Annotated in this window: 21 protein-coding genes and 1 pseudogene; 17 read left to right on the top strand and 5 right to left on the bottom strand. The window is 39.9% G+C overall.

The genetic code is table 11. The annotated features are described in order from the left end of the window. Positions 1 to 39 precede the first annotated feature (39 nt). The gene (locus CH377_RS10760) at positions 40 to 1,464 is read left to right on the top strand and encodes a high affinity choline transporter 1 (protein WP_100723874.1); all 1,425 of its coding nucleotides are present in this window, start codon (positions 40 to 42) and stop codon (positions 1,462 to 1,464) included. On the opposite strand, the gene CH377_RS10755 is transcribed toward CH377_RS10760, so the two are convergent. Continuing rightward, complete coding sequence (locus CH377_RS10755) at positions 1,429 to 2,544, bottom strand: GGDEF domain-containing protein (protein ID WP_100723794.1); 1,116 nt, start codon at positions 2,542 to 2,544, stop codon at positions 1,429 to 1,431. The genes CH377_RS10760 and CH377_RS10755 overlap by 36 nt on opposite strands. Before the next feature lie 312 nt (positions 2,545 to 2,856). On the opposite strand from CH377_RS10755, the gene CH377_RS10750 reads away from it, so the two are divergent. The 4 genes from CH377_RS10750 (at position 2,857) to CH377_RS10735 (ending at position 7,841) form a co-directional block, all read left to right on the top strand. Next, positions 2,857 to 4,077: an MFS transporter gene (locus tag CH377_RS10750; protein WP_100723793.1), complete on the top strand. Its 1,221-nt coding sequence runs from the start codon at positions 2,857 to 2,859 to the stop codon at positions 4,075 to 4,077. Positions 4,078 to 4,617: 540 nt separating this feature from the next. Beyond that, entirely contained in the window at positions 4,618 to 5,502 is an 885-nt protein-coding gene (locus CH377_RS10745; RefSeq protein WP_100710752.1) for a patatin-like phospholipase family protein, read from the top strand. Positions 5,503 to 5,508: 6 nt separating this feature from the next. Beyond that, positions 5,509 to 7,410 carry a glycoside hydrolase family 5 protein gene (locus CH377_RS10740; protein WP_100723792.1) on the top strand — a complete coding sequence of 634 codons (1,902 nt, stop codon included), beginning with the start codon at positions 5,509 to 5,511 and terminating at the stop codon, positions 7,408 to 7,410. A gap of 152 nt (positions 7,411 to 7,562) precedes the next feature. Continuing rightward, complete coding sequence (locus CH377_RS10735) at positions 7,563 to 7,841, top strand: TIGR04454 family lipoprotein (protein WP_100723791.1); 279 nt, start codon at positions 7,563 to 7,565, stop codon at positions 7,839 to 7,841. Between the two features lie 48 nt (positions 7,842 to 7,889). On the opposite strand, the pseudogene CH377_RS10730 reads toward CH377_RS10735, so the two are convergent. Then, positions 7,890 to 8,090: pseudogene (locus tag CH377_RS10730) on the bottom strand (hypothetical protein); the annotation flags it as partial. Between the two features lie 535 nt (positions 8,091 to 8,625). Between CH377_RS10730 and CH377_RS10725 the strand changes: the two are divergent. The 11 genes from CH377_RS10725 to CH377_RS10675 all read left to right on the top strand — a co-directional run bounded on the left by CH377_RS10725 (position 8,626) and on the right by CH377_RS10675 (position 20,274). Continuing rightward, positions 8,626 to 9,150: an RNA polymerase sigma factor gene (locus tag CH377_RS10725; RefSeq protein WP_100723789.1), complete on the top strand. Its 525-nt coding sequence runs from the start codon at positions 8,626 to 8,628 to the stop codon at positions 9,148 to 9,150. A gap of 26 nt (positions 9,151 to 9,176) precedes the next feature. Then, positions 9,177 to 10,205, top strand: a complete 1,029-nt coding sequence (locus CH377_RS10720) for a FecR domain-containing protein (protein WP_207797610.1) — start codon at positions 9,177 to 9,179, stop codon at positions 10,203 to 10,205. A 63-nt stretch (positions 10,206 to 10,268) separates the two neighbouring features. Continuing rightward, positions 10,269 to 10,832, top strand: coding sequence for a hypothetical protein (locus CH377_RS10715; protein WP_100723787.1), 564 nt, complete (start codon positions 10,269 to 10,271; stop codon positions 10,830 to 10,832). A 90-nt stretch (positions 10,833 to 10,922) separates the two neighbouring features. After that, a complete protein-coding gene (locus tag CH377_RS10710; protein WP_100723786.1) occupies positions 10,923 to 12,005 on the top strand; it encodes a DNA-methyltransferase in 1,083 nt (360 codons plus the stop codon). Between the two features lie 85 nt (positions 12,006 to 12,090). Next, a complete protein-coding gene (locus tag CH377_RS10705; RefSeq protein WP_100723785.1) occupies positions 12,091 to 12,825 on the top strand; it encodes a FecR family protein in 735 nt (244 codons plus the stop codon). Positions 12,826 to 12,908: 83 nt separating this feature from the next. Beyond that, positions 12,909 to 13,439, top strand: coding sequence for a DUF1564 family protein (locus tag CH377_RS10700; RefSeq protein ID WP_100723784.1), 531 nt, complete (start codon positions 12,909 to 12,911; stop codon positions 13,437 to 13,439). A gap of 109 nt (positions 13,440 to 13,548) precedes the next feature. Then, entirely contained in the window at positions 13,549 to 14,589 is a 1,041-nt protein-coding gene (locus CH377_RS10695; RefSeq protein ID WP_100723783.1) for an ArsR/SmtB family transcription factor, read from the top strand. Then, entirely contained in the window at positions 14,589 to 15,902 is a 1,314-nt protein-coding gene (gene ahcY / locus CH377_RS10690) for an adenosylhomocysteinase (protein ID WP_100723782.1), read from the top strand. The genes CH377_RS10695 and ahcY overlap by 1 nt, the downstream gene beginning before the upstream one ends. 17 nt (positions 15,903 to 15,919) lie before the next feature. Further along, the gene (locus tag CH377_RS10685) at positions 15,920 to 16,219 is read left to right on the top strand and encodes a DUF362 domain-containing protein (protein WP_100723781.1); all 300 of its coding nucleotides are present in this window, start codon (positions 15,920 to 15,922) and stop codon (positions 16,217 to 16,219) included. Further along, positions 16,216 to 19,953, top strand: coding sequence for a methionine synthase (gene metH, locus CH377_RS10680; protein ID WP_100723780.1), 3,738 nt, complete (start codon positions 16,216 to 16,218; stop codon positions 19,951 to 19,953). Before CH377_RS10685 ends, metH begins: the two co-directional genes overlap by 4 nt. A gap of 6 nt (positions 19,954 to 19,959) precedes the next feature. Then, positions 19,960 to 20,274 (top strand): hypothetical protein, encoded by a 315-nt coding sequence (locus CH377_RS10675; RefSeq protein ID WP_100723779.1) that lies wholly within the window; start codon positions 19,960 to 19,962, stop codon positions 20,272 to 20,274. Between the two features lie 69 nt (positions 20,275 to 20,343). On the opposite strand, the gene CH377_RS10670 is transcribed toward CH377_RS10675, so the two are convergent. Next, positions 20,344 to 20,967 (bottom strand): hypothetical protein, encoded by a 624-nt coding sequence (locus tag CH377_RS10670; RefSeq protein ID WP_100723778.1) that lies wholly within the window; start codon positions 20,965 to 20,967, stop codon positions 20,344 to 20,346. A gap of 67 nt (positions 20,968 to 21,034) precedes the next feature. Beyond that, complete coding sequence (locus CH377_RS10665) at positions 21,035 to 21,973, bottom strand: LIC_20087 family outer membrane protein (RefSeq protein ID WP_244283710.1); 939 nt, start codon at positions 21,971 to 21,973, stop codon at positions 21,035 to 21,037. A 219-nt stretch (positions 21,974 to 22,192) separates the two neighbouring features. Here CH377_RS10665 and CH377_RS10660 point away from each other — a divergent pair, with 219 nt between their 5' ends. Then, positions 22,193 to 23,488, top strand: coding sequence for an ATP-dependent 6-phosphofructokinase (locus CH377_RS10660; protein WP_100723777.1), 1,296 nt, complete (start codon positions 22,193 to 22,195; stop codon positions 23,486 to 23,488). Positions 23,489 to 23,548: 60 nt separating this feature from the next. On the opposite strand, the gene CH377_RS10655 is transcribed toward CH377_RS10660, so the two are convergent. Beyond that, positions 23,549 to 25,297: a GAF domain-containing SpoIIE family protein phosphatase gene (locus CH377_RS10655; protein WP_100723872.1), complete on the bottom strand. Its 1,749-nt coding sequence runs from the start codon at positions 25,295 to 25,297 to the stop codon at positions 23,549 to 23,551. Positions 25,298 to 25,387 lie beyond the last annotated feature (90 nt).

Genomic DNA, 25,387 nt, shown 5'->3' with positions numbered 1-25,387 from the left:
AGTTCACAATTAAGAAGTTTTTTGTTAGGACATTCTGAATTGCTCGGCCTTTTCGTAATTTTATATATCTTTGTTACTATTCTGATCGGGGCATTTGCGTCTAGATATATCAATAGTTCCCAAGACTATGTTTTAGCGGGAAGAAGACTTCCTCTAGTACTCGCATCTTCCGCTTTATTTGCTACTTGGTTCGGCTCGGAAACTTTGATGGGAGCTTCTTCCAAGTTTGTGGACGGAGGGATCCTGGCTGTGATCGAGGATCCTTTCGGAGCAGCACTTTGCCTTTTTTTAGTAGGTATATTTTTCGCTAAGCCATTGTATCGAATGAATATTCTCACCTTCGGTGATTTATACAAAAATCGTTTTGGTCGAAAGGTAGAATTTCTTTCCGCATTATTTATGATCCCTTCTTATTTCGGTTGGATCGCGGCTCAGTTAGTCGCAATGGGTATAGTTATCCATTCTTTATTCGGATTCGATATGTATGTAGGGATATTATTGGCTTCCGTTGTTGTGTTGATCTACACGTACATCGGAGGGATGTGGGCGATCTCCATTACGGATTTTTTACAGACCATTTTAATCATAGTCGGGCTTTTAGTTTTAGTTTGGGATCTGCAAAGTAAGGCGGGTGGATTCCAAACTGTGATTGCGACGGCGAAGCCTGGATTTTTTTCTTTCTTCCCTCCATTAGAAACAGAAGCGGTTCTCGCATACATTGCGGCTTGGATGACAATAGGATTAGGTTCTATTCCCCAGCAGGATATTTTCCAAAGAGTAATGTCTTCTAAATCTGAAAAGGTCGCCGTATATTCTTCTTTTTTGGGGGGAGGAATGTATCTGACTGTAGCATTTCTTCCTTTGCTCGCGGGATATTTCGCAAGAAGAGTATATCCTGAGATCGCGGCCGGCGACAATCAGATGATACTTCCACATGTTGTATTAGTACATTCTACTTTATTTATACAGATCTTATTTTTTGGGGCTTTACTTTCCGCAATCTTAAGCACTGCTTCTGGTGCGATCTTGGCTCCCGCTTCCGTTTTAGGGGAAAATTTAATCCGACCTACTTTGAAAGATCCTTCTGAAAAACTATTATTAAGAGTAATGCGTTCTTCCGTATTGATCGTCACGATTGTTTCTACTGGAATGGCATTGAGTGAAACGAATATTTATCAGTTAGTTGCTGATTCTTCTTCCATTAGTTTAGTTTCTCTTTTTGTTCCTTTAGTTGCTGCCATTTTTTGGAAAGAGGCAAATGCAACCGGCGCGGTTTATGCTATGTTCTCTGGGATGATCGTTTGGCTATCCCTGAAATTTTTCGGCCCCGGATGGTTGCCGCCGACTATTCCGGCTTTAGGGGTCAGCTTTTTAGGCCAATATTTGGGAAAATATATTAAAATTTCTTTATTTGAGCCGAAGCTGGAATTAAGCGGAGACTCTGTTTCTTCCGGCGGCCTTTGATTCGTATAATTTCTTATCTGCCGCTTTTAGGAAATCTTCAGGAGTTTCATCACTTTCTCTTGAAGCAACACCTATACTTACTGTGATTGTCCAAGGGATTTCTTCGAAGGTTTCGGTTTCTATTCGGGCTCGGATCCTTTCAGCTACAAATTTAGCTCCTTCTACGTTAGTATTAGAAAGTACTACGCAGAATTCCTCTCCACCATAACGTGCAGCTACATCACAATCTCTTACTAATCCGGACAATAATCTACCGATTGTTGCGAGTAACTTATCTCCCACTTGGTGCCCTAAGGAATCATTTGCCTTTTTGAAATGGTCTAAATCGAGCAAAAGGACTGACAAAGGAAAATCATATCTTTTAGAAGCGGCCATAAGAGTGCTTAAGGATTCCATTAAATGTCTTCTATTGAAAAGGCCAGTTAGGGAATCTTTATGCGATAATTCTTTTAGATTTTTATTAGATTCTTCCAATTGTAGCTGCAGAAGATTACTTTTTAATCTGGTACCTTCTACATTGATAGCTGCTCCTACGCTTGCAATGGAGAATGCGATGATTGGAGTTAGGACAGAGGAACTCAGTTCTCTCTCTATCATGTAATTATAACCGATCGAGAAAAAAATTACGTTGATAAGAACAATTATCACGTAAGTCGAAAAACTTGCCCTTAGGAAAAGTGGAAGAAGAAGTAATCCGAAACAAAAAGCGGAATAATCGGAAGTATGATACTGATCGACTAAAGTCGCAAAAGTTGTTGTGAAAGTTAGAATGCCCACATAGCCGATCATTGCGAAGTAAGAGAGTTTTTTACCTTTTATGTCCTTTAAGGCTAGAACCGCTAACATCAAACTTGAGAATAATGCAGAACTTCCAAAACTTATGCTGTAAAGGAATTGAAGATGTCCTCCATCAGGGGTTCCCGGTGAAAGCGTATTTTGAGTTAAAAGAATGCAAGAAACTATAAGAGCGAAAATACTCAGGATCCTGATGGACTTGTCATTGTCAAAGGTCCGAAGTTTACGGATTTCTCCGGATTTCGAATAAGAAAAGTCTTCTGAAAGATATCTTCTGATCTTCATAATAGATATTCAGATAGACGGATGAAGATTTGGGTTTATACGCTTTTGAAAAAGGAAGTGAAAAATCCGAGTAACAAAAATCGGAAAATTATTTATCTAGCGTGGAAATAAACTCGGGTGTCGATTCGTCATTCAAATCCGCTTTAAAATCGCCTTTCTATTTTGTTCAGAAATTTATTGAACTCGATTCTAGGCGATCAGTCCGGATTTATTTAGGCTCCAAACTTTGTAAGAAGAATTTTATATGAGCAAAATTAGGATCTTCTAAAAAATTATCTCTTTATAACTCGCCTAAAAAACCTTGGTAAGTATATGGAATCCGTTGCTTCACTTCCTAAAATAAAAATAGTTCGTCATGAATTATTCCTAATCCTGCTTCTTGCGAGTATTCAATTCACGAATATCATGGATTTTATGATCATGTTCCCGCTTCAGGATTATTTTTTGAAGCAATTCCAGATTGATACTGCGATGTTTTCCTTAGTGCTTTCTTCTTACTCTTTTGCTGCTGCAATTGCGGCTTTGGTTGGAGCTAACTTTATAGATCGTTTCAACCGTAAGTCTGCTGCTATCTTTTTATATGTAGGCTTTTTGGTAGGAACTGCGCTTTGCGCGGTTGCTCATACATATTCATTTCTTCTTTTTGCAAGGATTGTTGCGGGGATTTTTGGAGGAATGGTTAGTGGAGTTATTCTTTCTATCATAGGTGATGTTTTCCCGATCGAAAAGAGAGGGAAGGCTATGGGAGGGGTAATGGGTGCATTCTCTGCCGCTTCCGTTTTAGGAGTTCCTTCCGGTATACGGATAGCTATGACCTCAGGTTGGAATTATACATTTGCATTTATCGTGGTATTAGGCCTTCCGATCCTGGTTCTTGCTGTTCTATATTTACCTAGTCTTCCTTCTAAAATGGAAAAACAGAAGGTAGCGGATTTCAGCCAACTGATTGGTGTGCTTTCTAAAAGGGATCATTTGGTCGCTCTGGCGTTTTTTATGAGCGTGATCTTGGGTGGATTTACTGTCGTAACTTCGATAGCTGTCTATATGGAAAGGAATATGGGTTTCACAAAGACCCAGGTTAGCCATATCTATGAGATCGGTGGGATCTGTACTTTTGTTTCTTCTTGGATCGTAGGGTTCTTGTCGGATAAGTTTGGAAAGCATAAGGTATTTCTGATCTTAGTTCTTCTTGCTTTACTTCCTATTCTTGCGATTACCCATTTGCCTAAGGATTTGCCGGTGTACATGGCTCTCGGAGTTACGACAGTTTTCATGGTACTGGTATCCGGTCGGGTTATTCCTTCGATGGCGATGTTAACTTCTGCTATTCGACCTGAGGTTAGGGGAAGTTTCATGTCCGTGAATTCTAGCTTACAGAGTGTGGCTACAGGTATAGGAGCACTTCTTGCTGGAGCGATCTTGATCCAATTGCCGAATGGAACTTTCGAAAGATTTGATATAGTAGGTTATTTCGCGGTAGGTTTTAATCTTCTCGCTCTCTATCTATCCAGAAAGGTGAAAATAGTTTCCTAAGTTACGTTTAGGAAACTTGTTTCTGAAATCCGTAAAAAAATACGGACATTTCTTGACTTTTTAATGCGACAGAATACTGTCTGGCCACACGTTAAAGGAGGTGGTTTAGTTGAGTAGCGACAGTTGCAGCAAGAAAATGACCTGTGAGGTGGCTGAGCAATAGCCCAGGCCCCTGCAAAAAGGCCCTCTTGGACCTATTGCAATACCATCAGACCACTGGCCTTTCTGAGTTCCGAGAATTGGTCACTTTCGGGCATTTAGCATAGCTAGACGCAGACACTCAGGAGGTTTTAATTTCTTCCTTTTTAGATGTTACTGAAGGTTCGGGGGAATTCCCTGATGCTAATTCCGTAGTAACTTCGACATCAATTCCAAAATTCAATCTTTCTCCCAAATCTTAAGCCTATATTAGCTAACTATACTTGCTCTAAGACGAACTCGTGTGAAATCGTCGAAGATACTACAAACTTCCAAATCAATATTCCGTCTTGAAATTTACCTGAGGAACCTAAGACTGACTTCGGCAGGATCATATTTGGAATGAAGCGGGCTTTAGTATTATCCGGCGGGGGCGCACGTGGCGCATATCATGCCGGGGTCCTAAAATATTTGGAAGAAATCGGATTCAAACCGGATGTAGTCTGCGGAACTTCCGTGGGAGCGATCACAGCCTCTGCATTAGGCTGCGGAATGAATGCAGCAAGGATCATAGACCTTTGGAAATCCATTGAAATCCAGAAGGTGATGAAATATTCTATCTGGAACGATTTTCTGGACCTAATCTTTCGTAGATTTTCTCCATTAGCGGACACAACCCCCTTAAAATATTTACTCTATTCTCAATTAGATTTTCGTAATATGAGAAAGAATCCGATGGAGATTATCATCACAGCGGTAAATATACTGACCGCAGAACTTGTTTTTTTCGGGAACAAAGATATAGATATAGAACATGTGATGGCTTCTTCTGCCATACCTTTGATCTTTCCTTGGCAATATGTGGATGGAAAACCTCATTGGGATGGAGGAGTGATGGCGAATGTCCCGATCCTTCCCGCCGTAGAAAGAGGCGCAAAAGAGATAGTAGTAGTATTGTTGTCTCCTGTGGGAGGAGTGAATATGGGGCTTCCACGCAACAGAAGGGACGGTTTAGAGAGGGTGTTCGAACTTTCTTTGATTGGATCTTTCCAGACTATTATGGCAAACTTACAATATCAAAAGAAACAAAAGGATAATAAGAAGAAGGGATTCACTAAATCATTATTATCTTTCTCAGAACCCGAAAAAACGGATTATAAGATAAGAGTGATCGGGCCGCGGACTTCTCTCGGTTTTGGAAGTATATTAAATTTCTCTCAAGTGCAAGCGGACTATCTGATCAGCCGCGGATATGAAGACGCAAAAATCCAATTCGGGGAAGATTAAGATCCAATGCTGGAAATCAAGGTAGAAGACGGAAATTTTATAGATTCAGAAGGATATATTCTTCAGTTAAGAGGAGTGAATCTTTCCGGAAGTTCTAAACTTCCATTCAAACCGGATGGAACTACACATTTTGATCAGTCTTTGACATTTCACGATCATAGAAAAGTTTCCTTCGTCGGAAGACCTTTAGAAGAGAAGGAAGCTGCAGAACATTTAGATCGTTTGAAGAAGTGGGGATTTAACTTTCTTCGCTTTCTTGTTACTTGGGAAGCAGTGGAACATTTGGGCCCAGGAAAATACGATCAGGCATATTTAGATTATATTGAAAGAATGGTGGCACTCGCCGACAAGAAAGGGTTCTACGTTTTTATAGATCCTCACCAAGATGTTTGGTCCAGATTTACAGGAGGGGACGGAGCTCCCGGTTGGACTTTGGAAGAAGTCGGAATGAATATAGAGAACATTAAAGATTCCGATACTGCAATTGTTCATCATTTTCAAGGTAGGAATTATAGAAGAATGTCCTGGCCTTTAAATTACCAAAAGTATGCCTGTGCTACAATGTTCTCATTATTCTTTGGGGGAAAAACATTCGCGCCTAAATTATCTATTCATGGTAAAAATGTAGAAACCTTTTTACAAGATCATTATATAGAAGCAATGTGTAGAATTGCGAAGAAAGTCGCTAAATACAAAAACGTATTAGGATTTGATTCTTTGAATGAACCTTCTCCTGGATGGATCGGTAAAAAGAATATTGGAGAATTTTCCGGACTTGGTTTTGGTAAAGTTCTGACTACTTCTCCTTTTCAAGAAATGTTTTTGTCTGAAGGAAGAACTGTAAGAGCAAATAATGCTTATATGCTTGGATTTACCGGATTCAATTTAGGAAAAACCAAATTAAATCTTAAGTCTGTTCCTCTTTGGCAGGAAGGAAAATATTGTATTTGGAGACAACATGGAGTTTGGGATTACGACCCGAATGGCGCTCCTATGTTACTTCGTCCTGATTATTTCAATAAGTATAGAGGAAGAAAAATCGAATTCTATCCTGAATTCATGCTTCCTTTTATCAAAAGATTCAAGACCAGAATTCAATCCGTTCAGAAAAAATTCTCCATCTTCGTGGAATCGGACCCGGGAAGTTTAGAATTGGACTGGGACGAAAAACCAAAAAAGGGAGAAGGAACTGTAATCAACGCGACTCATTGGTATGATGTTTCCGTTTTGATGTTCAAACGTTTTATTCCTTGGTTCGGAGTTCATATCTTCAAACAAATCCCAATATTCGGAAAGAAGAATGTAGAGAAGGCTTACGAAGACACGATCAGAATGATCAAAGAAGTTTCTATCAAAAAGATGAATAACTGTCCTACGGTGATTGGAGAAACAGGGATCCCAATGGACATGAATGGCCGTTTGGCGTTCCGAACAAAAAATTATTCTCACTTGGAAGCTTCTCTAGATCGTATTATAACTTCTATCGAGAAAAATTTCGTACATTATACACTTTGGAATTATACTCCTGATAATACTCACAGTTTAGGAGATAGATGGAATGAAGAAGACCTTTCTCTTTATTCTTTGGACACTCCTAAAAGTATAGATGAAGATGGGGGAAGGGCAGTCAGAGCCTTCTCCAGGCCTTATCCGATCCGAACCAAAGGAAATCCGGAAGCGATCAGTTTCGATATGGAAAAATCCATGTTCAAATATTCTTTCAGAAAAGAAGGAGATGAAATTCCAATAGCAGAAATTTTTCTTCCTGAAATACATTACGGAAAAGGATTTGATGTACTGGTAAACGCGGGAAGCTGGAAGTATGACTCCAAAAAAAGGATACTCACTTTCAAGGGAGAAAAGTCCGTTTCGTATTACGGCATAACTATTTTTCCAACTAAAAAATAACTTTTCTATAGAATGGGAATCGTTAGAATGGCCTTCGTCGTTAAACTGTCGGAATTCTCCAACGTTTTGGAATTTTTCGATTTTATCTAGTTAGAGATTCGACTCGGGCTAATATTAGCGACATAGAATTAAAAATTCGCAGAGGTCTTTGCATGAAAAACACGTTTTTTTCGATCCTTACGATTCTAATTTTTGCAGGTCTTATTTCTTGCGGCGGAGCTAAAGTGAGCCAAGCAGAATGTGATCCAGTTGTAAACGAATTGATTTCCAATCTTGCTGTTGGTCAAACTCCTGAGCAAGCAGAGAAACTGAAAGCTATGCAAGGTCAAATTTCCGGCCACCTACTCAAAGAGTGTATGACTGGAAAATACGATCTTACTTGTTTAAAATCTTCTAAATCACTTGCAGCTCTTGCTACTTGTAAGAAGTAATTTCTAATAATAGAGGGCCGGAAAATACTCCGGCTCTTTATCACCTACCTAATCTTCTTTTATCAAAAAGAAACCTTTTTCTTCAGAATAACATCCATGTTCCCTGTACAGTCCAGAAGGATAAAAATGTATCCTTTGAGCATACCTGTATCTACTAGAAACACATCGAAGGCAAACATCCCAGCGAATTGCCCAGTCACACTCTTCTTTTCTGAAAGCGGGGAGAACTCTTAGGAGAGGTTTTGATTCAGGAGTTTCATTCGGGAAGGAGGCCTCTGGGGATGGATGGAGGAGGGGCGTGTATAGGATGGTCGAAGTTACTACAAAAAGGATTAAGACTTGAAGGGCACGACTCATTCGAAACTGGATTCTTGGGTGGTAGATACGAATTCTATCGGTTCGATTGAGAAGGATCTGGAGTGTTTGAATGGATAAAATTATGTCACATTCTTAATTGGTGTATTTTATGAAATGTAGTATCTTCGACAGGTGAATATGATCAATTCTTCTCTCGTCGAAGTTACTACAAAACCCTATCTCACATCCCGATTGCGAAACCAATTCCCCGAACTAGGTTCGATCTACATCAGCGCTCTCCTTCTCTAAATTGGGAGAGCAGAAAAAATGTAAACCTTCCTACAAATTTTTCTCATTCATGTAAAAAAGTCTGACACGATATGTTATCAATATCAAAGCCCATTCGCGAAGAGGAGAAAAGGGTATAGTTTAGAACAGCCGCCGGAAATTACTTGAATTAAGCGTTTCGAGTTGGAATCTTTGTGTAATGGCATCCCGAAAAGATTTTATGGAGACCCTGTACCGGGAATCCAACGGGAGAATTTTTGATTTCTTGTATAAGTATACCGGAAATCCAGAAACTGCCTCAGACCTCATGCAGGATACGTTTCTTAATTTTTTTAAGAAGTATTCCAATTCCGACTTAAACAAAGAACAAGCCCTAAAGCTGTTATATACGATCGCAAGAAATCGGTCGATTAACTATGCAAAGAAGTTCTCTACGGTGAAAGAATCCGGAACGGACGATATGGGAACTTATAGAGAAGAAGGACAAAGTTTCGAAAGAAAAACGGAACTTTCCGACTTGGAGTCCAGATTAATGGATTGTTTGGACGAATTAGAAGAAGGAGAAAGATACGCTTTAGTATTAAAGAATATAGAAAAATATACGTTGGCTGATATTGCGGACATCATGGGGATCTCGATTGCAACTGCATCAAGATTGGTTGTGAAGGCGACCGGAAAGCTCGTAGAGATCGCAAAAAATAAACAAATTCTGCCGATGGAATAATACTAAGAAGACTGTTGAAGGGAAGAATGGACGAAAATTTCGAACACAAAATTAGGAAGGCGATCGAAGGTGAGAAGAACGAATACAGTTCTTCTATCGATAAATTATCCGATATGCTTTCCAAATCTTGGGTTTCCCCTCCGTCCAATATATCTTTCGAAGAAATTTACGAAAAGGCCCAAGCTTCTAAGGTTATCAGCTTTAAAAAACCGGTATTATATACTATTGCTTCTGTAGCTGCGATTTTAATCGGAGCATTTACGTTTCTTATTTTACAAAATCCTAAAGTTGCTCCGGTACAGGATGAACTTGGAATATCCGTAACTAAAATTATCGGAAAAGGATACTTATTCTCTTCTGATTCCGAAAAACTTCTAGCCTTAAACGAAGGCGAATCTGTCGGTTCGGGCCAGATCTTAAAGACTGAACCCGGATCTAAACTTTTCCTGAGCATTGCAAAGGGAGAAGGTATGATCTTGGAAGAATCTACAGAGCTCGAGATCATGAAAGAAGGAAAACAATCTTTCCGGCTTCGTAATGGAAGCATCTTAGTTCATCTACACAAGAACCTCAAAAAAGATGAGTTCAGGATCGTAACTGAAACAGGTTTGGTAGAAGTCAGAGGAACAAAATTCGAAGTAAGAGAAAGTTTGAAAGAAGGAACCATAGTCTCCGTGTTAGAGGGTAGGGTAGCCACAAAGAGTGTCAGCGAACCGAACCGTGGAGAGCAAGTTTTACAGCCAGGCCAAAAGATTCGCCTGGAGGCAAAGGGTTTTCAGCGAACTTTCCTATCTTCAGCTGAGCATAAAGACCTTGGGTCTAAATTTTCAGAACTTCATGTAGATGAGATTGCAAGAAGTTCTGAAAAATCCTTCTCCAATAAAGATGATCTGTTTAACGAATACCAAAGATTGGAAAGGGTCTTACTCTCCAATGGTGAGACGTTAGAAGGCGTGATCGTCGACATGGACGAAAATTTTATGTATTTGCAAACTCTTGAGAAGGAAATAAAAATCCAAAGAGATTCAGTTATGGAAGTGATTCAACTTCGCTAAAAACGAATTATTTTTGACATGTGGAGAATTTTAAAGAAATTCTACCAAAGAAGGCTAATTCCCATGTCTGAAGAAACAGCACAACCCTCCGCAAAGACCCCTCGTTATAAAAGACATCTTGCCAATTATCTGATAGATAAGGACTTCCAATTAAGGTTCTTCTTAAATTTCTCTTTATTGTTTATCTTCGGGTTACTTCTTACTTTAGGATTTTTATTTTGGATCCATTCTACCAAATACGACAAAGGAGTCGTTTTCAGACTTCGCCAAGACACCGTTAAAGTATATCAGAAGGGTTTTGAAGTCGTTAATGGAGAAGAGAAGGACAAGTTCGTGGAGAAGGAACTTGCTCTTCCGGATTACGATCATGGTTTGGATCTTTTTTCGATCCAATTTAAAGGAATTCTACTATTCTCTATGCTGTATCTTCTGCTTTCCGCGATCTTTGTCTTGGTCTATTCCCATAAAATGGCCGGGCCGATCTATAATATTAAGAAGAATCTAAAATTGCTACTGGAAGGCAAAGACGTAGACAAGATCAGGATTCGAAGTGGTGACGAGTTCCAGGATCTTGCAGATCTTCTGAATGAATTGATCGATAAAAAGATCCACGGCAAGAAAAATTAATAGGAGGGGTTTTGTCGTATCTTCGACTTATCTTCGTTTTCTAAATTTGAATAGCCAATTTAGGGCACTCTTGAAACATGCGGAACGTGTATGAAGGAAATACTCGTTCCGGAAACTTCTCATATATTATATAATTCCGATTCGAGAAAAATGGATAAGCTTTCAGATGAAAGCGTTAACCTCGTATTAACCTCACCTCCTTATCCCATGGTAGAAATGTGGGATGATCTCTTCAAAAGTTGGGATAAAAATACCAAGAATGCTCTTGCCAAAAATTTGGGAAACGAGGCCTTCGAGGCAATGCATTTGCAATTGGACAAGGTCTGGGGAGAATGCTTTCGAGTCTTGAAGGAAGGCGGGACACTGCTTATCAATATAGGAGATGCTACTAGAAGTATTGGGGGAGAATTTAGCTTATTTTCGAACCACTCTAGGATTTTGCAAGCTTGTCGTAACTTCGGCTTTACTTCTTTGCCAGATATACTCTGGAGAAAGCAAACTAATTCCCCAACTAAGTTTATGGGTTCCGGAATGTATCCAGTAGGTGCCTACGTTACCTACGAGCATGAGTATATTTTAATCCTTCGGAAAGGGGGACTGAGGAAATATTCTAAATCTGAGACGGAGATCCGACGAAATAGTGCCTTTTTCTGGGAAGAAAGAAATGTCTGGTTTTCAGATGTATGGGACTTGAAGGGGGAAAGGCAGATTTTCAAAGATGTCGGAGCTTCACGGGAACGGACTGCGGCATTTCCTCTCGATTTTGCCTATCGATTAGTGAATATGTTTTCCATAAAGGGCGATACAGTCTTGGACCCATTTTTAGGAACAGGTACTACATCATTAGCGGCTCTTCTTTCCGCTCGAAACAGTGTTGGGTATGATGTGGATCAGGGAATTCTTGAAATTGCGAGAAAGAAGCTACTTGCCGCAGTGAATGTTTCGTCGAAGATACTACAAAATAGACTACAAAGTCATCTTGATTTCATTTCGGATCGGAAAAAACAGAAGAAAGAGATTTCACATAAGAATAAATACTATGGATTTCCAGTGATTACTTCTCAAGAGACAGAATTGACCTTTGAATCAGTAGAATCTTCACTCGAAAGTGAAGATTTCTCTTTGAAAGCTCGTTATTCTCAATTTAATCTGCAAAATTCTTCCAAAAAGTAAGTTTCAAATTGTTGCTATTCTAATGGATATAGTAGATCTTATTACAGCTTTATTGAATAAATTAGTGTGACAGGAAAACCCTCTTATGAAAAACCGAGCGCTTGTATTTGCCTTCATCATTTTCTCTACTTTAATTTCTTTGCCATCTTCTTTATTCGCTGAAGAAGAAATTGCGATCGTGCTTTTCATTGTGGGAGAGGTTTCCGGAACCCAAGATGGAAAAAAGGTAAGTCTCAAAAAAAATTCGATCTTAAAAAAGCAGGATGAGCTTGAAACGAAAGAGGGGAAGGTCGACCTTCAAATTGGTCCTTCTGTTGTTGTTCGTGTCGCAGCCTTCACGAAAGTTAAAATTGCTGAGCTGAGTTCCGACAAAAAGTCGAATAAATCGAAATTGGAACTTGTTTCCGGTAAGGTATTCGCTCGGGTAGATAAAGGATCCAAAAAAGAAGATTTTACAATCATAGCGCCTTCTTACAACGCTGGTGTTCGAGGAACACAATTTGTAGTTTGCGAAGAGAATGAAGTTCAGCGTAAAGAAAATCCAGATCACGAAGACTCCGACGTACCAAATGGAATTTTTGTGAAAGAAGGAGAAGTCGGAGTTACTACAGAAAATGGAAAGAACTTCCCACTAAAACGAGATGAGGAAGCTGTCGTATCTCCTCAAGGTCTTCTAAAGCAGCCATTGGAAGAATTTATGCGCGAGAAAATGAAGATTTTAGATGGCTTCAAAAAGATTATGGAAGAGAATTACAAAATTCTTCGAGACCAAAAACTTCAGAATCAGGAGTTATTAAATCAGACTAAACAAGATATATAATTTATCCTGCTGTAGTAACTTCTACAAAATAAGAAAAATAAAAATCCTCACTCACTAGCTTAAACTTGGGAAACGGGAAGAGTATGAATTCTACCGTTTTCCAAAATGAAAAACTTAAACGAAAAGCAAAGATTGTTAAACATCCTTATCCTTCTACGACATTGATTCCAGAAAGGTTGTGGAGAAAAGTGCCTGTTGATTGCAAACGAAACTTTCCGCGATACTTGCGACGTTTGCAAGAAAAGTATGGTTTGTTGCTCCAGTCCCAGAGATATATGAGAAGAAATCCGCTTAGAACTTCTTTTCAGGCGAAAGGCCAAAACCTGGTTCGTCACAGTTATCGTCCGAGAGAAGAAAATTACCAAGAACTAAGAAATGTAGCTCTCGCGCACGGTGTTTCTATGAATTATATAATCGTGTTAATGATTCATTGGGAATCACTTGAAGTGGACGAAAGAATTCTCTCTCACTTTTGGCGAAATCGACAGCCTCCTACTTCAAGAATTATAGATATTCGTCGTATTTTGAATTTGGAAACCAAAGAGGTCAGGATCATTTTAGTAGGATGGCCTCGAAAATTTACCCTTGAAAGGGGATCTCCAAAGTGGAGTTAGCCCTGGTATGATTTGGCTTTGCTTATAAGACATAATTATGGAAAGAAATGTGATGATTTTTGCTTGAAGAAATCAAGATATCTTGATATCTTGTGAGAAGGCTTTGAAAATGTCGTTAAAGGATATATCTTTAGAAAGAGAATCTGTCGAAACTTACACGGATTCAATGCTTGTTGCGCCTTCTGCATTAAAAGGGGCGTTTCAGGACCGAGATATTCTGCTCGCGATAAAGGCATTGTCTGATGAAACCCGAATTCGGGTTCTTCGAATACTCTCGATTGCTCCTCTAAATGTTCAGGAAATAACAGAAGTTCTGGATATGGGCCAATCCAGGATTTCTAGGCATTTAAAGATATTGGCAGATGCCGGATTTTTGACATCTCAACGTGAAGGCTCTTGGGTGTATTACAGCCCTAAGGTTTCAAATGATGATTCGCAGGATTTTTCTGCAAGATTTCATACACTTCTTCTGGATTTTGAAAAGAGTCTTCCTTATTCGGAACAAGATTTAGTTAAGACTAAGGATATTCTCAAGCAGAGAGACTTGAAAAGATCAAAATACTTCGATGATGTGGCCCAAAATTGGGAAAGCATTCAAAGCGATGTTCTGGATCCGGTTTTATATCGGAATAAGATCCTAGATTTACTTCCGGAACATTCTCGTCGGATCTTAGACCTTGGATGTGGTCCTGGTGGTTTAATTCCTTACTTATTAATGAAGAGCCAGGAAGTTATCGGGATCGATTCTTCGGAAAGAATGATTAAAGAGGCGAAGAGTTCCTTTTTAAATAATTCCCAAGTCCATTTGCTTACATCTGAGATTGAAACTTTGCCTGAAAATTTGATTCAGTCTGCAGATTCAGTCGTAGCTTCGATGGTCCTACACCACCTTTCCAATCCCCCTCAGGCTATGAAAGAAATACATAAAGTTCTAAAAGACGATGGCGTTTTCATCATCGTAGATCTGAAGAAACATAACCAAGAAATCATGCGCGATAATTTCGCCGACTTATGGCTCGGATTCGAGTCGGAACTTCTCACAGATTGGCTAGACCACACAGGTTTCAGCCTTGAATCCATTGAAGAAGTAGAATCTCAGAAATACTTCAAAGTATTAATAATTAAAGCTAAGAAAAGAGGAGGACTTTAATGTCCGCTACAATACAAGAAAAAGGTTTAAAATATAAGGTTAAAGACATTTCACTCGCGGACTGGGGTCGCGAAGAAATCATTCTGGCTGAAAAAGAAATGCCGGGTCTAATGTCCTTACGTAAAGAATATAAGGGAAAACAACCTCTGAAAGGTGCGCGTATCGCGGGTTCCCTTCACATGACTATCCAAACTGCAGTTCTGATCGAAACTCTGACTGAGCTTGGAGCAGAAGTTCGTTGGTCTTCTTGTAATATCTTCTCCACTCAAGACCATGCAGCAGCTGCTATCGCAAAAACCGGCGTTCCTGTGTTTGCTTGGAAAGGCGAAACAGAAGAAGAATATTGGTGGTGTGTAGAACAGACGATCTTTTTCGACGGTGGAAAAGGTCCGAACATGATCTTGGACGACGGTGGTGACCTGACCATGTATATTCATGAGAAATATCCTCAACTTCTCGCGGAGATCAAAGGAGTTTCTGAAGAAACTACTACAGGTGTAAAAGGTCTCGAGAAACTCCTCAAAAAAGGAGAATTAAAACTTCCTGCGATCAATGTAAACGATTCCGTTACTAAATCTAAATTCGACAACTTATACGGTTGTAGAGAATCATTAGCAGACGGTATCAAACGTGCAACTGACGTGATGCTTGCTGGAAAAGTGGCTCTTGTTTGTGGATACGGAGACGTTGGAAAAGGTTCTGCGGCTTCTTTACGCAATTTTGGAGCTCGCGTGATCGTTACTGAGATCGATCCTATCTGTGCTCTTCAGGCAGTAATGGAAGGATACCAAGTTCTAAGGGTAGAAGATGCGATCGAATTTACTGATATTGTAGTAACTGCGACCGGAAACGACGACATTATTTCCCTTGAACACATGAAAGCAATGAAAGACGGCGCGATTCTTTGCAATATTGGACACTTCGACACTGAGATCCAAATGTCCAGATTGAACGCTGAGAAAGGTGTAGTGAAGAAGGAAATCAAACCTCAGGTAGACAAATACACTTTCGAGAATGGTAGATCAATTATCGTTCTTGCAGAGGGTCGTTTAGTGAACCTTGGTTGCGCAACCGGTCACCCATCTTTCGTAATGTCCTGTTCTTTCACGAACCAAGTATTGGCTCAGATCGAACTTTGGAACAATAAGTACGAGATCGGCGTCTATAGATTACCTAAAAAATTAGATGAGAAAGTTGCAGCGTTACATTTGGAGCAATTAGGAGTCCGCCTAACTACATTAAACGCTAAACAAGCTGAGTATATCGGAGTGCCGGTAGAAGGTCCGTTTAAACCGGAACACTATCGTTATTAATCGATAAAGGAGAGGTTGTGGCATACGTAGTAACTGAGCCCTGCGTAGGATGTAAAATTACTTACTGTGCCGCTTCCTGTCCTGTAGAAGCTTTCCGAGAAGGAAAGGATTACTTAGTCATAGATCCGGACGTTTGCATCAATTGTAATGATTGTTTGAGAGAATGTCCGGTGAATGCCATCTTCCCGGAGGATGAGGTGCCGGTGATATGGAAAGATTGGATCGTTTTGAACGCAAAAGAATCAAAAACGTTACCAATGATCAACGATCTTAAAAAGCCTCTTTTAGATAAACACTGCAATATTAAAGAATTATGAAACATAAATTTCCCACATATACAAACCCGAAAGCACAAGAACTTCTAAAGTTATTGGAAGAAAGGATACTAGTTCTTGATGGTGCAATGGGGACCATGATCCAAAGATATGGTCTTGGGGAAGAAGACTTCCGGGATGAACGCCTCAAAGACCATCCTTCTGCGCTGAAGGGGAATAATGATTTACTCGTGATCACTAAACCTGAAGTGATCGAAGAAATACATTATAAGTTTTTGGAAGCAGGGGCGAATATATTAGAAACGAATACATTCAGCTCCAACAGAATTTCTCAAGCGGATTATAATGCAGAATCCTATGTAGATGAATTAAACAGAAAAGCAGTTAAGGTTGCTCGTTCTGCAATGGAAAGGTTCGCCCAAACCCATCCTGACCAACCATTATTTCTTGCTGGATCTATAGGACCTACAACCAGAACAGCTTCTCTTTCTCCGGATGTAAATAATCCTGCATTCCGCGCAGTAACCTTTGACGAATTAGTAGAAACATTTTACGAACAAGTCAGAGCGTTAGTGGAAGAAGGAGTCGATATTCTACTTTCCGAAACAAACATCGATACTTTAAATCTAAAGGCGATTATTGTAGCTATTGAAAACGTATTCAAAGATTTGAATGTACGAATTCCTGTATCTCTTTCCGTTACTATTACTGACGCCTCCGGAAGGACTTTGTCAGGGCAGACGATTGAGGCATTCTACAATTCTATCTATCATGCGAATCCTCTTTCTGTAGGAATCAATTGTGCCTTGGGTGCAGGGGAGATGAGACCCTATATAGAAGAATTATCCAGGATCTCGGGTTGTTATATCAGTTGTTATCCGAATGCTGGATTGCCTAACGCGTTCGGAGGATATGACCAGACTCCAGAAGAATTCGGGAATTTTTTGAACGATTTCTCTAACCAAGGTTGGCTGAATATTGCGGGAGGATGTTGTGGAACTACTCCTGCTCACATTAAAGAAGGTGCCAAAGCCGTCCAAGGTAAAAAGCCTAGGATCATACCGGAAATAGAAGGAAAGACCAGATTATCCGGATTAGAACCTTTGAATATAGATGAGACAACCGGTTTCGTCTTAATTGGAGAAAGAACTAACGTAACAGGTTCTCCTAAATTTAAAAAATTGATCTTAGAAGGAAACTTTGAAGAAGCAGTGTCAGTTGCTTTACAGCAGGTAGAAGCAGGTGCTAACGTAATAGATATAAATTTCGACGAGGCTCTTTTAGATGGAGAGGCCTCCATGAAAGAGTTTCTGAATTTGATTGCGGTGGAACCGGATATCGCAAAGGTCCCTTTTATGGTAGACAGTTCCAAATGGTCCGTTTTGGAAACTGGATTAAAATGTATCCAAGGAAAACCGATCGTAAACTCCATCTCCTTAAAAGAAGGAGAAGAAAAGTTTTTACAACAGGCAAAAACGATTAAGATGTACGGTGCTTCTGTCATCGTAATGGCTTTTGATGAACAAGGCCAAGCTGCTACTAAAGACGATAAGGTCCGAATTTGTAAAAGAGCTTATGATCTATTAGTGGAGAAGGCGGACTTCTCCCCGTTTGATATCATCTTTGATCCGAACATTCTCACTGTCGGAACTGGAATAGATGAACATAATAACTATGCAGTCGATTTTATAGAAGCGATCAAAGAGATCAAAGTTGTTTGCCCAGGTGCAAAGATCAGCGGTGGTTTAAGTAATATCTCCTTCTCTTTCCGCGGAAATAATCCAGTAAGAGAAGCAATGCACTCCGCATTTTTATTCTATGCGATCAAGGCCGGAATGGATATGGCGATCGTAAATGCAGGTATGCTTGCAGTTTATGAAGAAATTCCTAAGGATCTTTTAGAAAGAGTAGAGGACGTTCTCCTGAATAGAAGACCGGATGCTACCGAAAGATTAATCGATTTTGCTGAATCAGTTAAGTCGGGAGAGAAGGCTGAGAAAAAAGAAGAAGCCTGGAGAGACGGGACAGTAGAGCAAAGATTAGAATATTCTTTAGTAAAAGGAATCGTAGAATATATAGACCAGGATACGGAAGAAGCAAGGCTTAAATATGACCGACCTCTTCAGGTGATCGAAGGTCCTTTAATGGACGGAATGAGAGTTGTGGGCGATCTGTTTGGATCCGGAAAAATGTTCCTTCCTCAAGTTGTTAAAAGTGCAAGGGTGATGAAAAAATCAGTATCTTATCTTCTCCCTTTCATGGAAGAAGATAACAGCAAAGATGCTCAGGCTTCCACAAAACAAAAATTCCTAATAGCTACAGTGAAAGGTGACGTTCATGATATCGGTAAAAATATCGTGGCCGTTGTGCTTGCTTGTAATAACTATGAAGTGATTGACCTTGGAGTGATGGTCCCTTGTGAGAAAATTTTAGAAGAAGCAAGAAAAGAGAAAGTAGATATCATTGGATTGTCTGGTCTCATTACTCCTTCTCTAGATGAGATGGTTCATGTCGCTTCTGAAATGAAAAGGACAGGTTTCGATATTCCTTTATTGATTGGAGGAGCTACTACAAGTTCAGCTCATACTTCCGTAAAAATTTCGGAAAAATATGACCAACCTGTGGTCCACGTAATTGATGCTTCCAGAGTCGTGAACGTAGTCGCAAAACTTTTGAGTCCTTCTTTGAAACCGGATTATATAAAACAGATTAAAGAAGAACAAAAGATCCAAAGGGAAATTTATTTTAATACTAGAAGTGATCGTAAACTTGTTTCTATCGAAGACGCTAGAGAAAATAAATACGTTACCGATTGGAATGTGACTAAGGTAACTAAACCGAATTTTGTAGGAGTTCGAGTTTTTGATAACGAGATCTCCTTGGAGGAATTGGTTCCTTATATTGACTGGTCTCCATTCTTCCAAGCTTGGGAATTAAAAGGACGTTATCCTTCTATTCTTGAAAGTGAAACTTACGGTAAACAAGCCAAAGAATTATTCAAAGACGCTCAAAAATTATTAGAAGATATCATTTCTAATAAAAGATATACAACCCGAGGAGTAATCGGTGTCTTCCCCGCGAATAGTGTAGGCGACGATATTGAAGTTTACGAGGATGAAATGAGAACAAATATTAAAACTGTTTTCCATACTCTTCGCCAGCAGATCAGCAAAGAAGAAAAAGATGAACCTAATTATTGTTTGGCGGACTATATAGCTCCTAAAGAAAGCGGAGTTGCGGATTATATCGGCGGTTTTGCAGTTACCGCGGGCCATGGAGTAGAGGCGTTTGCTTCTATCTTCGACTCTAACCTGGACGACTATAATTCCATCATGGCAAAGGCCTTGGGCGATCGTTTTGCAGAAGCTTTTGCTGAATATATGCACCTTAAGATCCGAAAAGAGATTTGGGGTTATGTTGCCGATGAAAATCTTTCTACCGAAGAATTGATCCGGGAACGTTATCAGGGGATTCGTCCTGCTGCGGGTTACCCTGCAAGTCCGGATCATACTGAAAAGAGAACCTTATTCGATCTATTAGAAGTGGAGAAGAATACAGGGATCACCCTCACGGAACATTTTGCAATGATGCCAGCGAGTTCAGTAAGTGGTTTATATTTTGCTCATCCGGATGCGAAATATTTTGCAGTGGCGAAGATCAATAAGGATCAAATCCAGGAGTATGCAAAGAGGAAAGGAATGACCGTTTCCGATGTGGAAAAATGGCTTTCTCCGAATTTGGCTTATGACCCCCAAGAGGCGGTTTCGAGAGTCTAACCTTTAATGAAACGATTTGTCGAAGTTACTACAAATCCGGTTCATTCTGAATACCAGGATGAATCGGGGCCTGGAACGGAGTTTCCATTCCATCCTTGGTTGGCATCTAAGATTAGGGAGAAGTTAGGAAGGGAAGATCTACGCCTGAAACTAAGCGAGATCAGTTGTGAGGATATTGCCTGCCCAGTAATGGAGACTAGGATCGAAGTCATAGATACTACGTCCGGCAAAACTACTACTTTATTGAGATTTGGCAGAAAGAAAGAGCAAATTAACAAGCTAGATCTGCAACTTTCCTTTCAGAAAATGCAAATTCTGTAGTAACTTCGACTAAATCTACACCTGAATCCAGATTCCTGACCCAAATCCCGTCGAAGTTACTACAAACCCTTAATTCAAAACAAATCCAGAAATCACCTTCTCGAAGTTTGCCTTCTCTTTCTCGAATTGGCTCTCCAAAGTAAAGGTAGAGAACTGAACAGAACCGAAATTTCCGCTAGCTAAAAAGGAATAAAAAATAAATCTAAGACCTTTAATCTGAGCGGTATAAGTGACGATTTTTCCCGCGACTCCGTTTACGGAGCAATCTTCAATATTAATGATCCTTGCATCCGGATCTGTTTTAACTACATTCAATAAAACTAATTCAGGAAATGACTCTAAGGGAATTTCTAAACCTTCATAGATTACCATTGCATTTCCGGTTCTCGCTTGGTTTATAAAATGAAATTCTGCGAATTCATGGCTTTCGGTCACGCTTGTCCAAAGAGTAGAGTTATAATAAACGGAATATATTCCTGATTTACTTTTGATCAGGCTTGTTTGGTCGGTTCCTTTGAGAATAGATCTACCTATATCCGATTTTTTAGCAGAATCTTTTTTTGGCTCAGGTGCGTATTGCCAGGTGAAGTTTTCTTTGAGAACTATCTTCTTTCCCGTTTTAGTATAAACTACTTCATCGGCGAATGTAGCGGTGGCGGCGCAGAATAAGATTAGCAACTTGATTTTTTTCATAGGACTTTCTCCTGGCTTTGAAAAATTTACTGAGGATAGGCGAGATTATATTAGGAAAACTTGATTTTTATTTTTGTAAACTAGGGGAGCTATCCGAAAATTTATATTTCACTCCGAGCATACCTTGGATTTCCGGAGTGAGTAATCCATCTGTATTCGGGAAAGGTTGGTGCAGAGGTAAACGTACTAAACCTTCAAAGCTTAAGTTCTTTGTGGAGATGGAAAATCCAGGGTTTACATAATACTCATAACCTTGTTGCCATCCTTTGAAGGCCTGCGGGGTTTCGATCTGTAAAAGACTTCTATCATTGAATCTTTTGATTCCCGAAACTTGCAGAAAAAAATCCATTTTATTCAAGTTACTTGAATTAGAGATTAATGAGTAACTGATACCGATAGATGATTTCGCAGATTCAGGGATCGCCAAACCTACGTTATTTCCTGCCATTCTCCAGCCTAAATCCATTTGGATCCCAGCTCTTCCAAGCAAATATCCGAAGAGTAAATTTCCAGCTTGGTTGTCTAAACCTCTGGAAAGATTGGAACCTAAACCAGGCATAACAGAAGAAGTGGCTCTTACGTCTGTCAAACCATCGAACGCTCTTCTTTCAGTATTAGCTCCTACATAGGCCTCGGATTTATTGTCCTTGTTTTGGCTCATGCTCATTGCCATTACAAAAACTTCTTCTCTCCCGAGTGAAGGATATAGAGCGAAAAATTCTCTCTTTTGTAAAAGTATCCTAGGTTGGTTTGGTAATTTATTAGGAAGCCCAGGGATAGAATTAAAAGATGCTGATGTAGATTCGGTCGGGATATATTCCTGAAACACTTTCATTTCATAAGGATATTTGAATGTAAGAGAAGAGAAAAATTGGACCTTATGTTCTTCCTTTTCAACTTTGTCCCCGGATGTTTCCTTTTGGGAAAATAGGGTCGTATTTTTGGAAAAGTTGTCGAAAGAATCCCAGAAAAAAGTAGAACTGTTTTCTCCGTATATTACGGACAAGCTTGCTACAAAAGGAAAAATCACCTGCAAGAGGGCCGGGAAGGTCTTTCTAAGGAGCGAGCGCTTACGTTTAGGAAGAGATTTGGAATCATATGTCATCTTCTCGGTTCTCATCCTATATTTATTGATATATGACGGAATATTCTTCCTTGCCAATGAAAATTCCGTCATATTTACCAAAAAATAAGACCTTATATAATTTACTTGGAATCGGTAAAAATGAACACAAAGATCAGAAATTTCGGACCTTGCAAAATTGAAAGTCCAGCCGCTTACGAATATTACACCGGAGACGAATCCAAGGTGGTTTTTAAGACAGTATTCGAAACGGAAGAAAGCTGGAAGGAATATATAGGAGAAGGTGCCGAATTTTTCGAACAAGCGGGTCCCAGAAAGAATATCTACTTCGACCCAAAAGAAGTGACTGCTGGGATTGTAACCTGCGGTGGGTTATGTCCAGGGATCAATGACGTGATTCGAGGGATCGTAATGGAATTAAATTATAGATACGGGGTCAAACGTATCCTTGGATTTCCTTATGGCTACCAGGGCCTTGTCAAAAAATTTGATCACAAGCCAATCGAGCTGAATCCGGAAAACGTCGCCCATATTGGGAGGGACGGAGGGACCATTCTCGCCTCTTCCAGAGGAAACCAAAATGCTTCTGATATGGTAGACAGGCTTTCTTTGTATGGAGTGAAGATGTTATTCTGTATCGGGGGAGATGGGACCCTAAGAGGAGCCAAAGAGATTGTAAGCGAGATAGACAGAAGGGGAGAAGAGATCTCCGTTATTGGAGTTCCTAAAACGATAGATAACGATATCAACTATGTGCAAAAAACTTTCGGATTTTCCACTGCCTTCTCCAAAGCGATGGAAGCTGTGGAATGTGCGCATGTGGAAGCAAAAGGTGCGCCGAACGGTATCGGTGTAGTAAAGTTAATGGGAAGACATTCCGGTTTTATTGCAGTGAACGCAGCTCTCGCTTCTCAAAACGTAAACTATTGTTTAATACCTGAAGTGGATTTTGATCTGAAGGGAAAAGGTTCCTTCTTAGATGTTCTGAAAAATAGGATACAGACCAGAGAACATGCAGTTATCATAGTGGCAGAAGGAGCTGGGCAAAAGTTTTTCGGTAAAACGGAAGAAAGAGACGCATCCGGAAATCTTAAGTTAGGCGATATAGGCGTTTATCTTAAAAATTCCATCCAAGACTTTTTCAAAGCGGAGAAAATAGAAGTGAATGTGAAATATATAGATCCGAGCTATATCATTCGTTCCATTCCTGCAAATCCTGAGGATTCTATTTTCTGTGGATTTTTGGCACAGAATGCAGTACATGCTGCAATGGCAGGTAAGACTGATATAGTGATCGGAATGTGGAATAATGTGTTCACTCATCTTCCGATTGATATTGCTATCCAAGAAAGAAAAGTGCTTCAACCTACTAAAAGTACTTTGTGGAGAACATTATTGGCTTCAACAGGACAGCCCGCTCATATGGTGGCAGAATAGTATTATAGCCGGAGAAGTTCCGAGATTAAATAGATATCAGGATGATCGGATTATATAATTCTAATTGAGTCTGACCATTACTAAAGTGTAATCGTCATGAGGATCTGCTTCTCCTCTGAATGCGTCGGTAGTATCTAAGATCAGCTCTTTTAGATTTTCTACCGGCATGTCGCCGTTTCTTTCTATTAGTTTTGCGAGATTTTCCAAAGAATACATTTCTCCGTCTTTGTTCGTGGTCTCGCTTACACCATCAGTGTAAAGGACTAGAAGATCTCCGGGCTGGTATTCCACTTCATGTTCTTCTATCTCTGATTCTTTGATGCCTAGAGGCATTCCTTTTCCGGAGAGAAGTAGTACCTTCTTCTCCTTAGCTTTATATAATAACTGCTCATTATGGCCAGCGCTAGAATAGCGGATTCTTTTTTTGAGCATATTGATACGGGTCAGCATCACGGTAACGAACATAAAATAACCGGACTTCTCCTGGATGATCCGATTTGCTCCCATGAGACTGATACTTGTGGAAGAGTTACGCGCTACTTCCCCCGCTATAATCGTCTTGGAAAATTCCATAAAGAGTGCGGCAGCGATCCCTTTTCCGGAAACGTCCGCGATTAAGATACTTACTTCATCAGGATTATGATAGATCAGATCATAAAAGTCTCCACCGATCTCCTTGGATGCGGTATAGGAAGTTTCAATCTCCAAAAGATGCATCTTCTTAGGAATGTTAGGTAAAGAGTTGATCTGTATCTGAGAAGCAATTTGCATATCTCTTCGGATAGAGGTTAACTTTTCTTTTTGGTTTTTTGCCAAAAGACTATTATAAGCCTCAGCGATCTGGTTGGAGATTGTGCTTAAGATAGAAAGATCCTGATGAGAAAAACTGTCTCCGCTCATCTTATCTGCAGCATTCAAAACGCCTATGATTGTCCCATCCTGACGGATCGGAACAGAGACGAATGATCTGGTCTTATAACGATTCGGTGTGAGAAGGTTCGGATTAATATCCGTTTGTCCTTGTACTAAGATTGCTTTTCCTAGGGACAAAATTTCATTCAAGATCCCTCGGGACTCATCGACTAGGTGGGATTCTTCTTCTAAGCTGAAACCGATGGATTTAGAAAGTTCGAATGCTTTTGTTCTAGGATTTTGGAAGATTAAAGAAACTCTTTCTGCTCCTAAAACATCGGAAATAGAGTTTACTGTAAGATTTAAAAACTGATCTAATTCGCTGATATTAGAGATTGCCTGACTGATCTGATAAAGACAGTCTAGTTCTCTTGCTCGGTCTTTTAAGTCGCGGATTAACCTTCTGTTTCTGATGGCGATCGCAGCAAGGTCGGAAAGATATTCTAATATTTTAATATCTTTATTTGTGAATTCGGGCCTTTCTAAAGAGTTTACTGCTTCCAGAACTCCTTGGATCTCACCTTGTGCCTTCATTGGAACGCAGATCAGGTTCTTTGTCGTGAATCCAACAGCATCGTCTATGTTTCTATAAATTCTTGGATCGTTTGCTGCATCATTTACGATGACCGGCTCGAGACTTTCTAACACCATTCCAGCGATCCCTTTTCCTCTAGGGACTTTTAATTCAGTGAGGGATTCTCCCTTATCACCTTTTGCAACTTGGAATACTAGACAATCTTCGTCCGGATCATAGAGTAGAAGGGAACATCCTTCCGTATTGAGCACATCTTTTGTGGTCTCTATGATAATTCCCAAAAGTTCTTCCAGATCATCGGTGGAGTTGATCCTGGCGGTAATGTCTGAAATAAGAGCTAAGGAGAGCTGTTTGAAACTCATTTGGTCCGGGAATACTTCTATTTTTGAAAGATTTTCAAATCGGGAGGGCTTATTCCAGCCCAAATCCTACTCCTGTCAAGGAGATTCGGA

The organism is Leptospira haakeii, assembly GCF_002812045.1.
Lineage (GTDB): Bacteria > Spirochaetota > Leptospiria > Leptospirales > Leptospiraceae > Leptospira_B > Leptospira_B haakeii.
Note: the sequence above shows the minus strand (reverse complement) of the source record. Positions and strands in the feature narration are given on the sequence as shown.